Here is an 11,084-nt window from a genome sequence, read left to right on the forward strand (position 1 = left end):
GATAAGGGGCTGCAAGTGGACAAACGTAGCCAAACTGACACCAACGTTACAACGTGGCAAAGTAGCGAAGCGACAAAGTGAGCATACGATAAAGCGGTATCGCATCGCACGATAGGCTTTTGGCTATTAGTGGTTGGTAGGCCAGCGTGCAAATATCAAAGATCCATTGGTACCGCCAAAGCCGAAGCTGTTGGATACAGCATATTGCAGGTTATCGACCTTACGTGATTGGTTGGCCACGTAATCGAGATTGCAGTTGTCCTCAACCTCTTCTAGGTTAATCGTCGGTGGTACGTGCTGATGCTGTAGGGCAAGGACGGTAAATATGGCTTCTACGCCGCCCGCTGCACCAAGCAGGTGTCCTGTCATAGATTTGGTTGAGCTCACCAAAATACTGTCTTTCACTGGTGAAAACACGGTTTCGATAGCAATTGATTCGGCAACATCACCTGCAGGGGTACTGGTGCCGTGCGCATTGACATAACCGACGCTTGCGGGTTCAATCCCAGCATCATTGAGGGCATTACGCATGGCTTTTGCAGCGCCGCTACCGTCTTCTGGTGGTGCGGTAATATGGCTCGCGTCATCGCTCATGCCAAACCCGACCAGCTCTGCCAGTATGGTGGCACCGCGCGCTTTGGCGTGAGCAAGACTTTCTAAGACGACCATGCCAGCACCGTCACCCAATACAAAACCGTCACGGCCTTTATCAAACGGACGTGATGCTTTGGTTGGCTCATCGTTACGTGTGGAGAGGGCATGCATGGCACTAAAGCCTGCTATACCAAGCGGGCTTGAGCCTTTTTCACTACCACCAGCCAACATGACATCAGCATCACCGTAGGCGATCAAACGCGCTGCCAAACCCATGGCATGAGTCGCAGTGGTACAAGCCGTTGATGTCGCAAGATTTGGCCCTTTAAGGGTGTGTTTGAGCGCGACCAACCCTGCCGCCATATTGACAATAGAGCCTGGAATGATAAAGGGTGAGACTTTGGCGGCGCCTTTTTCATGTAGGGTATCGCGACTGTTTTCGATGGTTTGGATACCACCAATACCTGAACCCAATATAATACCAAAGCGATCTTGGTCAACCCCTTGTACTGGCGCATCAGCAGCACTGACTTCATCGATAAACCCTGCATTCTTCAATGCCATAGAAGACGCTGCAATCCCGTAATGTATAAACTCATCATAGCGGCGCGCATCTTTGGCGCTCATGTACTGCTTGGCATCGAAATCTTTGATCACACCTGCGATTTGTGCGCGGTAGCCAGTCGCATCAAAATGGGTGATCGGTGAGATACCGCTGTCGCCATTGAGCAATTTGGTCCATGAGCTATCCACGTCTAGACCAAGCGGGGTGATGGCACCCATACCAGTCACCACCACACGCGTATCATCAGAGCGCTCATAATGAGGGGGTTTTTGACGCGATTTGTATACAGGAGCTGCGGTCATATTATTTGTATCATCATTGGTGGCTTGGTCGATAGGTGAAGTGCTGTGTTGGCTCATGCGATATGTCCTATACTTACGGGTCCTAAGAGGATGGCGTTTTTAAAGTTATTATAAAACACATTGGTGCACGTATGTAAACTAAAATCTAACTGGTCAGGCAAAGCAAACTTGCCCCAATACCACGCCTTTATTGGCACCAGTTACAGCGGGTAGATTACCAGTTTCACCCATCAATGTCTGTCTGGCTAACCATGCAAAAGCGACTGCCTCTACCCATGTTGGTGCCAGCCCTAAATGATCTGTGGTCATCACTGTAGAGTGGGGTAGATGGGCTTGCAGACGCGTCATCAGATAATCGTTCAAAGCACCGCCACCGCAGACAGACACCGAGCTATTTTTATCAGTAGTTATAAAATTATTGATCTGCGCGCTTGCACTGATGGCAGTTAGCTCAGTCAAAGTGGCTTGTACATCTGCAGATGAGTAGCGGGTATAGACAGAAGCCTGATCGAATGTTTGTAGCTCATCTTGTAGCCAAGCTAAGTTGAAAACTTCGCGACCCGTGCTTTTTGGATGAGGCTGAGTAAAGAACGGATGTGCCAACAGCTGCTCGAGTAGCGGCTCGATAATTTTCCCAGACTGCGCCCAAGCACCGCTCGCATCATAGCTATTATCAGTATGCAATGCTGTCCACGCATCCAACAATAAATTGGCAGGTCCCGTATCGTAGCCAACAACCTGATCTTTTCCATCAGCAGGCAAGACGGTTATATTAGCAATACCACCCAAATTTAATATCACGCGTGTGTCATCGGATGTGCCAAACAGTGCTTGATGGAAAGCAGGCACCAAAGGCGCACCTTGACCACCAACTGCCATGTCACGGCGACGAAAGTCACTGACAACGCTAATACCAGTGCGCTCAGCGATGATATTGGCATCGACCAATTGCAAGCTAAAACCCATCTGCGGGCGATGGCGTACCGTTTGCCCATGACAGCCAATCGCCAGTACTGATTCAGCATCGATATCTGCTTGCTGTAATAATGTATTGACTACTTCGCTGGCAAATTCCGCATATTCGCGACTTGCCCAACCAAACCAGTCAAGCTCGCTGTTTGGCTCATCGGCCTCTGGTACGAGTTGATTCACACCATTGGGTTGGCATAGTGCTAGTAACACTTCACGCAATCGTGGCGGAAAATCTTGACTATATGTCGCCAGCAGCTGCATTGGCGGTTGGGTGTTTTCTTTATTACTGGGATTTTCTGTATCGCCCGTGTCATGATTAAACTGACAAATAACCGCGTCCATACCATCCAAGCTGGTACCCGACATCATGCCGATATATAAGCCGTCATCAAAGCTTTCAAACACCGTTTGCTCAAGCGTATCGGTCAGTGTGGCATAGTTCGAATTATCCGAGGTCAAATCATCAATATCGTCTGAGCTATTACCCAAACCATTATTCATAAGCAAGTCGGCGATAGCATTGTGTTCAGTGCCAGCAATGGATGCGGGGTTGGTCATGGCAATTTACCTTAAAAAACGCTAGTATATCCGTCAAATTCTAGCATTTTTTTGGCCCTTTTGAGCTTCTAAACGTCATAAGGGGTTGCGCCAGTAACCAATATTCCTAAAAATCCCAATTCAAGCGATATATAGAGAGCATCATGACCGATCAAACCTACACCCTAGAAGAACAACTGGCCCTTATTCAGCGCGGTACGCAAGAGATATTATCTGAAGACGACTTAGTGGCTAAGCTAAAGCTCAACCGTCCGCTACGTATCAAGGCTGGCTTTGATCCTACCGCACCAGATCTGCATTTAGGTCATACGGTACTGATCAATAAACTCAAGCATTTTCAAGATTTGGGTCATGAGATTTATTTTCTAATCGGTGACTACACCGCTAAGATTGGTGATCCTTCTGGTAAAAATAGCACGCGTCCGCCATTGACTGATGAGCAAATCAAGGCCAATGCTACGACCTACGCTGAGCAAGTATTCAAAATCTTGGACAAAGAAAAAACCCGCGTGGTCTTCAACTCTGAGTGGTTCAGTGACATGAGCGCCGCTGATATGATTCAGCTTGCGAGCCAGCAGACGGTCTCGCGTATGCTTGAGCGTGATGACTTCTCGAAACGTTACGCATCGCAAACACCTATCTCAATTCATGAGTTCCTCTACCCATTGGTACAAGGCTATGATTCTATCGCGCTAAAAGCGGATGTTGAGCTAGGTGGTACGGATCAGACCTTTAACTTATTGATGGGTCGTACGTTGCAAGGCCGTTATGGTCAAGAGCCGCAAGTGTGTATTACGGTGCCGATCTTAGAAGGGCTAGACGGTGTCAATAAAATGTCCAAATCACTAGGAAACTATGTTGCTATCTATGATGCACCAGGCACCATGTACCAAAAAATCCTATCGATGCCAGATACCTTAATCCAACGCTATTTTGAGTTTTTGAGCTTTAAGCCAATGGACGAAATCGAAGCCTTGATGGCGGAAATGGAAGCTGGTCGTAATCCACAAGAAATCAAACGTATCCTAGCCGAAGAATTGATTGAGCGTTTCCATGATGCGGATGCCGCTGCCAACGCGCATAAATCAGCAGGCAATGTCCTAGCAGATGGTGAGTTACCCGTTGATTTGCCAGAAGTGACATTGACGCTTGAAGAGGGTCAAGAGGCTTTATTTATCACACAGATATTAAACCAAGCAGGTTTGACTAAAAATAGTGCAGCGGCAAAAGACATGATCAAGCGCAATGCAGTCAAAGTCGATGGCGAAGAGGTCAATGCTGGCTTTAGCTTAACCTCAGGTCAAACAGTTGTGATTCAAGCTGGTAAAAAGGCTTATGCGAAAGTGACGGTTGCTTAAGCGCTTGCTCACATCAATAATGGCTTGAGGAGAGATAAATGCTAGAACAGGTTACCTTATCGAGTAATGGCATTATCCTTGAGCCATTAACGCTCGCTCATGCCACTGACTTGATTGAGGCTTGCCAAGATGGCGAGCTGTGGAAAATAAACGTGACATCTGTACCTGAGCCAGACAAAGTCATTGACTATATTAATATTGCAGATTCAATGACGGATAGGCAAGCTTTTGCCGTCATTGATGAGCGTACTGGCAAAGCGATTGGCTCAACGAGCTTTCATGATATTTTGCCAGCCAGCAAACGCTTAGAGATTGGCTATACTTGGTATGCCAAATCTTACTGGCGCACGCACGTCAACACGACTTGTAAACTGATGCTGCTCACTTATATATTTGAAACGCTAGAATATCAAACCGTAGGATGGCGTACAGATATTGATAATCATCGGTCGCAACAAGCCATTGAGCGCTTAGGTGCCAAAAAAGATGGCGTGATCCGTGGCAATCGAGTACGCCGTGACGGCGTTATTTCAGATACCGTGATGTATAGTATGGTCTATTCTGAATGGGCAGATGTAAAGCCCAAGCTTGCAGCAAAAGTACAAAGCGTTCATTAATCTTTTAACTATTAATATAAATGAGTAGTTTATGTCTCAAAAAAGTCAAAACACGGTACCCCAAGGCATTTACCGACATTATAAAGGTAGCCTTTATCAAGTGCTGCACACGGCAAAGCACTCAGAGACCGAAGAGTCGCTCGTGGTCTATCGTTGTCTTTATGGTGAGTACGGCGTGTGGGTACGCCCGCTTGCGATGTTTACTGAGACGGTCACTGTTGATGGCAAGGAAATCCCGCGATTTGAATTGATTCAACCCTTAAGCGGTTAGTGCTTAATAACGATCAAACATTAATTTCATAAAATAAAAAAACGACCCGTTGAGGTCGTTTTTTTATTCTATATACACGGTCAATTAACTGTTCAAAAACGCAATCAATGTTTTATTAAACTCTTCGCTATGCGTTACGTTGATACCGTGTGGGCCGCCTTCAACGACATGCAGTTTACTGTCTGCAATCATATCATGAGAGCGTTCACCGCTTGCTTCAAACGGAACGATTTGATCGGCATCACCATGTATGACTAAGGTTGGCACATCAAATGCTTTTAGATCATCGCGGAAGTCCGTGTAACTGAACGATTTGACGCAATCAAAGGTTGCTTTGGCAGAGGCGAAAGCAGCGATATCGCGGTTGTATAAACGCATAGGCTTACTGACCAGCGACTTACCGTCTTTTGGCGTAAAGAAATTCTTGGTAAAGTCGTTTAAAAAGGCAATACGATCATCGCTGACACCGTCCAAAAATCCTTGGATATCTGACTCTTCAAGACCGCCATCAGGGTTATCATCTGCCTTAAACAGATACGGCGGAACAGCAGAGGCAAGTACCGCTTTGCTGACACGTTCTGAGCCATATTTACCCAGATAGCGCGCCACTTCGCCGCCACCCATAGAGAAACCAACGATGGTCGCGTCTTGAAGATCGAGCGCCTCCATAAGGCCTTTCAAATCTTGGGCTAGGGTATCGTAGTCGTAGCCGTTCCATGGTTTGGACGATTGACCAAAGCCACGTCTGTCATAGGTAATGACTTGGTAGCCAGCTTCGACTAGCGCAGGTAGCTGTGCTTCCCAAGCGCGTCCACTAAGTGGCCAGCCATGAATGAGTACGACAGGTTTGCCAGTACCTTGGGTTTCATAATAGAGTTCGACTGGTTGATCGTCTTGAGTCGCAACGGTAGCGTATGGCATGATCTTATCCTTTTGACATTATTATATTCATATATTTTTATGTTGATGCTTATCAGTGACTGTCATTCGTAGTGAGTCATTAAGGATTTGCATCAGCTTTTTAGTATAGAATCAGCTCAGGCTAATTGCTATGACAGGCTGTAAAGTTATAGTAGTGATTATAAAGCGGTTGTGTAAAATCTTAGTCAGTCTTGTAGAAATTCTTTTAGCATTTTATGAAATTGCCATGGCTCATCCATAGGGACGGCATGTCCTGAGCGCGGTAGGATGACGTCACGAGCATTGGGTAGCATACGTGTGATATCTTGCTGCCACTTGGGATCATAGAGTTTTGATTGACCACCAATGAGACTGACCACTGGGATGGTGACGTTTTCTATAACTGCCCGAAAATCATAAGGTATGGCGAGATACGCCTGCAGGCAGCGCATTTTGTGTTGCCATGTTTGGTGATTATAAAATGCCAGCTTATGATCGTTTTGATGAGTAAGTGCTTGTACGACAGCTTTTGAACGTGGACGGCTGACAGACAGTAAAGAAAACAATCTTTCGACATCGGTCACGCGGCGCTTGAGAGAAAACGGCAAGTGCGTAAAGTGTTCAACTTGCGCATACGGTAGTGTCCTATCGACAATTTCTTGAAACACGGCAAACATCTCTTTTTGCCGATCCCCAAACAATCCGCCTTGCCAATCTGGTTGATTGTGAATCACAGGGCTTTGATCAATGTTCAGATAGCGACTGACTCTGGCTGTACCAAAACGCTCAAAATAAGACCACATGACGAGCGCCCCCATTGAAATCGCGGCAACGGGCAATGACTCTACGTGACGCCTCAGGCAGATGTGCTCAGTCACTGTATCAATATCATCAGCATACTGATGCACGAAATCAAACTGCGTCAACTCAATATTTTTTGCCGCACCAAAACCTCGAAAATGCGGCAAGTAAAACTCATATTTACCCATTAGTGGCAGTATAAAAGGTAAAAATTCACGTGCATCCATACCATAAGCATGCATCATCATGACGGGTTTACCATTCCCAATGACAGACACGGGTAGCGCCGTACCATCAGCTGTCTTTATATCGATTGTTCGTAATTGATATGATGCGGGTAGAGAAAAAAGGAGGTTTTTCATAGAATGACATCACTTTTGGTTATCAAGCCATCTTGGTTGAGTGGTCAAGATGTATTTTTACAAACGTATTCATACCGCGAATAAAAGACTGTTATATTGAAGCAGTCATCTGACCATAGCATAGAATTTAGCTAACGGTAAAAGCAGTAGCGATAACTGATAAGGGTAGAAGGGTATGAGCAAATCGATATTGTCGTCATTGGATAGTAGCTTGTATCCACAAGTTTGGGAGCAGCAGACATTTACTAGCCCACAAGCGCTTTTATTGTCGATGTTGAATAATGAGGTCACGATAGATGCCAATAGCTTTTCCAAGCGACTACTGGCGAACGATATTTATCAAGAATGGATCAATACCACAGTATTTGGACGGTATTTGCATCGCAACTTTACCGCGTTTTATCAACAAACAGAAGACAGTTTTAATGTAGAAATGCCCGCTTTGTTTCGTCAAGAGCTGACCCGCCATGCGCAGTATATGCCATTAGATCAGGTATTATTTTTTGCAGGAGAGATGTCCAAAGTGGTACGACAAACAAAGCTACTCACCACCACCGTCAATCCAGCCACGGCAATCACTAACGCGCAAAAAATGACAACATATCAGGTTTCTTATTCAAAGGTAATCGTTAATCAAATCACTATCATTGGTAAGCAAGTATTAGGGTTTCCGATACGCCATAATAAGCGCACCAGCGAGCGTTTGCGCAATGAAGTATTGATTATGGACTTTCAGGATTTGCGCTTGGTTAATGAGATGACGATTGATGACACAAAAAAAAGCAATATAGAGTCATCTATATTGCTTCGGTCTTACGAGTTACGTTGACTGTTAAATAATAGATGCGCTTTTAACTGTCTTTTTTAGCCACCGTCAGACCGTTATAGGTTTGCGCGACTGGCATCACTTCCAAGCGATTGATATTGATATGCGCAGGCGACTCAATCAACCATAGTAATATATCGCCGATATCTTCGCCGGTCATGGTCTTAAAGCCATCATAGACTTTTGCCGCTTTGTCATCATCACCATGATAGCGCACGTTTGAAAACTCAGTACCCGCGACTACGCCCGGTTCAATATTGGTCACACGCACTTGCGTACCGATAAGATCAGTACGCAGATTTAGGCTGAACTGTTTGACAAAGGCTTTGGTCGCACCATACACATTGCCACCAAAGTACGGCCAGCTCCCAGCGATCGAGCCAACATTGATGATATAACCGCTATCGCGTTCGACCATGGCTGGCAAGACCGCATGAGTCAATGCCATTAGACCTTTAACATTGGTATCCGTCATGCGCATCCAATCATCGAGATTGGCTTTGTGGGCAGGCTCTGTACCCAGTGCCAATCCTGCATTATTGACCAAGACATCAATTTTTTTAAAGTCATCAGGCAAGTCAGCAATAATTTGTGGGATAGATGCCGTCTCACTCACATCCATCACAACAGGCAAGAATGCGTCGCCTAACGTGTCTGCCAACGCATTCAGTTTATCAAGGCGTCTGGCGCAACCGATCACGCGATGACCATTGGCTACCAAACGCTCTGCCAACGCTTTGCCAAAACCCGCGCTCGCTCCTGTAATCAATACGTTCATTGTCTGTCCTTATTATTGATGCTGCATGTTTCTATCATAACCTTGATGACGGCTTTATTTACCCTAATGAGACTTATCTATTTGATAATTGCTTACCAAAGATTTTATCACCCGCATCGCCAAGACCTGGGATGATGTAACCGTGCTCATCCAAATGGCTGTCTAACGCAGCGGTATAGATAGTCACGTCAGGATGTGCTTCATTGACTAAGCGGACGCCTTCAGGTGCAGCTACCAATACCAATGCTTTGATATTAGTACAGCCATTTTTCTTTAGCATCTCGATGGTCGCAACCATTGAGCCACCCGTAGCTAGCATTGGATCAATGATTAGCGCAGGACGCTTGTCCATGTGACTGACAAATTTTTCAAAGAATGGTACTGGCTGCAACGTTTCTTCATCACGCTGCAAACCGACCACAGAAATCTTAGCAGTAGGAATTAGATCGAGCACCCCATCAAGCATGCCAATACCTGCACGCAAAATCGGCACGATAGTCGCTGTCTTACCAATAATTTGCTCACCCGTGATTTCGCCACACCAGCCCTGCATTGGGAAGGTCTCAATTTCAAAATCACGGCTTGCTTCATAAGCCATCAAGCGTGCAAGCTCTTTAGTCAATGTACGAAATTTATAAGTACTACAGTCTTTTTCGCGCATGAGGCTGAGTTTATGACGGACCAATGGATGATCAATGACCGTAATGTTTAAATCGTTGTTTAAATCACTCATAAGTATTCTCTTGGTTTTTGTCTGATGCGTGCGCAGTCATTGCGGTTGCTATTAATATAAAAAGATACAAACACTTACCCCACTTTAACTCTGTTTGGTCTCATTGATAGTAAAATAAAAACCTCAATGACCATGCAAATCAAATAAACGTGCTACTTGTATAAGAGTGTAATGTCACCAAAAGTGATCAGTTAGACACTCACAATTGGCAGCCAAGCCTAAACCGCTCAGGCTAAGCGACTATATATTGTCGCACTATTTGAATCGACTGAGTTTGACTGTATGAAATTATCATAAGTGCAGTAGTGTCTAGGCTTGCTATGATACCAAAAAAACCGCTTTTCTGATGAAGAATATCATGACTATAAAACCATCAAACACCCAAGAAGACGCTAATAACAAGGCTAATAACGAGATAGTAGCAACCGAGAGTTCATCAGGAGAAATTGAAAATCATCCTTTTGCGCCTGTTTTACCACCAAATGCCACGGTCATGATGATGGGTACGTTTCCGCCGACTAGCGATAAATGGGCAATGAGCTTTCACTATCCCAATTTTTATAATGATATGTGGCGTATCTATGGCCGAGTGTTTTTTGATGATGCTGACTATTTTAGAGTTGGTGATGAGAAGCGCTTTGACCCTGAGCGCATACGCAATTTTATGTTCGAGCGTGGTATAGCGTCTTGCCCGACAGTCAAGCAGGCTATTCGAGAGACTGGCAATGCTTCGGATAAAAACCTATCCGTGGTGACGCCAGTTGATTTGGATAGTATCTTGCCGCAAGTGCCAAAGGTAGCGACATTGTTCACGACAGGAGGCAAGGCGACCGAAGTGCTACTTGGGTTATTAGATGAGCCAATTGCCAAATCAAAACATCCAAAAACCAATCAAAGTATGGATTACCCTTATCAGTGGCAAGACAGCAACCAAACCAATATGGTTAATGACTTAACTTTATATAGGCTGCCTTCCACCTCGCGCGCTTATCCGCTATCGTTGGATAAGAAAGTCGCTGCATATAAGGCGTTTTTTGAGAGGATGGGTAAGTTATAAAGTATAACTATAGAGAGGACTGTTCCAATATAGAATGAAGCTAAAAGGTAGTAAAACGCATCTATCTACTGGAACTAAATATTTTTACTAGGATAAAACATAATCAAGAGCACATATCTACTCATTTCTAGTGCATCAAAAATAACCAAGCCCAACCCATTGAAAAAATTACCATTTTTATATTCTGCTAAAATAAGTCCAAAAACATCACCAAAACTGGTTGACACAAAAGTTAAACCCTCTATAATACGCCCTCATCAGACGGACTGGCAGTGAAAGATGTGTAGATTACACATTAATAACGCAGTTAACCTGGTGAAACAAATTATAAAAAGTCTTGACAATTCAAATCAATATGATAAGATAGTCGGCTCGCTAGATAGCTTAACT

General features: G+C 44.8%; 12 protein-coding genes. 5 read left to right on the forward strand and 7 right to left on the reverse strand.

The window, feature by feature from the left end; all coding sequences use genetic code 11:
- Window positions 1-126 precede the first annotated feature (126 nt).
- Window positions 127-1,461, reverse strand: coding sequence for a beta-ketoacyl-ACP synthase II (gene fabF, locus AC58CZ_RS11850; protein WP_494224600.1), 1,335 nt, complete (start codon window positions 1,459-1,461; stop codon window positions 127-129).
- Between the two features lie 153 nt (window positions 1,462-1,614).
- Window positions 1,615-2,991 carry an anhydro-N-acetylmuramic acid kinase gene (locus tag AC58CZ_RS11855; protein WP_494224585.1) on the reverse strand — a complete coding sequence of 459 codons (1,377 nt, stop codon included), beginning with the start codon at window positions 2,989-2,991 and terminating at the stop codon, window positions 1,615-1,617.
- Between the two features lie 143 nt (window positions 2,992-3,134).
- Here AC58CZ_RS11855 and tyrS point away from each other — a divergent pair, with 143 nt between their 5' ends.
- From tyrS to AC58CZ_RS11870, 3 genes are read left to right on the forward strand one after another with little or no spacing between them, the layout of a single operon-like run.
- The gene (gene tyrS / locus AC58CZ_RS11860) at window positions 3,135-4,349 is read left to right on the forward strand and encodes a tyrosine--tRNA ligase (protein ID WP_494224586.1); all 1,215 of its coding nucleotides are present in this window, start codon (window positions 3,135-3,137) and stop codon (window positions 4,347-4,349) included.
- A gap of 38 nt (window positions 4,350-4,387) precedes the next feature.
- Entirely contained in the window at window positions 4,388-4,966 is a 579-nt protein-coding gene (locus tag AC58CZ_RS11865) for a GNAT family N-acetyltransferase (protein WP_494224587.1), read from the forward strand.
- Between the two features lie 31 nt (window positions 4,967-4,997).
- Window positions 4,998-5,237, forward strand: a complete 240-nt coding sequence (locus tag AC58CZ_RS11870; protein ID WP_494224588.1) for a DUF1653 domain-containing protein — start codon at window positions 4,998-5,000, stop codon at window positions 5,235-5,237.
- A gap of 84 nt (window positions 5,238-5,321) precedes the next feature.
- On the opposite strand, the gene AC58CZ_RS11875 is transcribed toward AC58CZ_RS11870, so the two are convergent.
- Both AC58CZ_RS11875 and AC58CZ_RS11880 read right to left on the reverse strand, forming a co-directional pair.
- On the reverse strand, window positions 5,322-6,158 hold the full coding sequence (locus AC58CZ_RS11875) for an alpha/beta fold hydrolase (RefSeq protein ID WP_058023567.1): 837 nt from the start codon (window positions 6,156-6,158) through the stop codon (window positions 5,322-5,324).
- A gap of 185 nt (window positions 6,159-6,343) precedes the next feature.
- Window positions 6,344-7,300 (reverse strand): alpha/beta fold hydrolase, encoded by a 957-nt coding sequence (locus AC58CZ_RS11880; RefSeq protein WP_494224589.1) that lies wholly within the window; start codon window positions 7,298-7,300, stop codon window positions 6,344-6,346.
- 175 nt (window positions 7,301-7,475) lie between these two features.
- On the opposite strand from AC58CZ_RS11880, the gene AC58CZ_RS11885 reads away from it, so the two are divergent.
- Window positions 7,476-8,129, forward strand: coding sequence for a hypothetical protein (locus AC58CZ_RS11885; RefSeq protein ID WP_494224590.1), 654 nt, complete (start codon window positions 7,476-7,478; stop codon window positions 8,127-8,129).
- A gap of 22 nt (window positions 8,130-8,151) precedes the next feature.
- Here AC58CZ_RS11885 and AC58CZ_RS11890 read toward each other — a convergent pair whose 3' ends face one another.
- The gene (locus AC58CZ_RS11890) at window positions 8,152-8,904 is read right to left on the reverse strand and encodes an SDR family NAD(P)-dependent oxidoreductase (RefSeq protein ID WP_494224591.1); all 753 of its coding nucleotides are present in this window, start codon (window positions 8,902-8,904) and stop codon (window positions 8,152-8,154) included.
- A 73-nt stretch (window positions 8,905-8,977) separates the two neighbouring features.
- Window positions 8,978-9,637 (reverse strand): uracil phosphoribosyltransferase, encoded by a 660-nt coding sequence (upp, locus tag AC58CZ_RS11895; RefSeq protein WP_058023728.1) that lies wholly within the window; start codon window positions 9,635-9,637, stop codon window positions 8,978-8,980.
- A 358-nt stretch (window positions 9,638-9,995) separates the two neighbouring features.
- Between upp and AC58CZ_RS11900 the strand changes: the two genes are divergently transcribed.
- Window positions 9,996-10,694: a DNA glycosylase gene (locus AC58CZ_RS11900; protein WP_494224592.1), complete on the forward strand. Its 699-nt coding sequence runs from the start codon at window positions 9,996-9,998 to the stop codon at window positions 10,692-10,694.
- Window positions 10,695-10,768: 74 nt separating this feature from the next.
- On the opposite strand, the gene AC58CZ_RS11905 is transcribed toward AC58CZ_RS11900, so the two are convergent.
- Window positions 10,769-10,921 carry a hypothetical protein gene (locus tag AC58CZ_RS11905; protein ID WP_494224593.1) on the reverse strand — a complete coding sequence of 51 codons (153 nt, stop codon included), beginning with the start codon at window positions 10,919-10,921 and terminating at the stop codon, window positions 10,769-10,771.
- Window positions 10,922-11,084 lie beyond the last annotated feature (163 nt).

This window comes from Psychrobacter sp. CR212 (assembly GCF_059693765.1).

Bases quoted from the DNA above. Each gene is read 5' to 3' on its own strand.
- fabF (WP_494224600.1), bottom strand. From the start codon at position 1,461: ATGACCGCAGCTCCTGTATACAAATCGCGTCAAAAACCCCCTCATTAT.
- AC58CZ_RS11855 (WP_494224585.1), bottom strand. From the start codon at position 2,991: ATGACCAACCCCGCATCCATTGCTGGCACTGAACACAATGCTATCGCC.
- tyrS (WP_494224586.1), top strand. From the start codon at position 3,135: ATGACCGATCAAACCTACACCCTAGAAGAACAACTGGCCCTTATTCAG.
- AC58CZ_RS11865 (WP_494224587.1), top strand. From the start codon at position 4,388: ATGCTAGAACAGGTTACCTTATCGAGTAATGGCATTATCCTTGAGCCA.
- AC58CZ_RS11870 (WP_494224588.1), top strand. From the start codon at position 4,998: ATGTCTCAAAAAAGTCAAAACACGGTACCCCAAGGCATTTACCGACAT.
- AC58CZ_RS11875 (WP_058023567.1), bottom strand. From the start codon at position 6,158: ATGCCATACGCTACCGTTGCGACTCAAGACGATCAACCAGTCGAACTC.
- AC58CZ_RS11880 (WP_494224589.1), bottom strand. From the start codon at position 7,300: ATGAAAAACCTCCTTTTTTCTCTACCCGCATCATATCAATTACGAACA.
- AC58CZ_RS11885 (WP_494224590.1), top strand. From the start codon at position 7,476: ATGAGCAAATCGATATTGTCGTCATTGGATAGTAGCTTGTATCCACAA.
- AC58CZ_RS11890 (WP_494224591.1), bottom strand. From the start codon at position 8,904: ATGAACGTATTGATTACAGGAGCGAGCGCGGGTTTTGGCAAAGCGTTG.
- upp (WP_058023728.1), bottom strand. From the start codon at position 9,637: ATGAGTGATTTAAACAACGATTTAAACATTACGGTCATTGATCATCCA.
- AC58CZ_RS11900 (WP_494224592.1), top strand. From the start codon at position 9,996: ATGACTATAAAACCATCAAACACCCAAGAAGACGCTAATAACAAGGCT.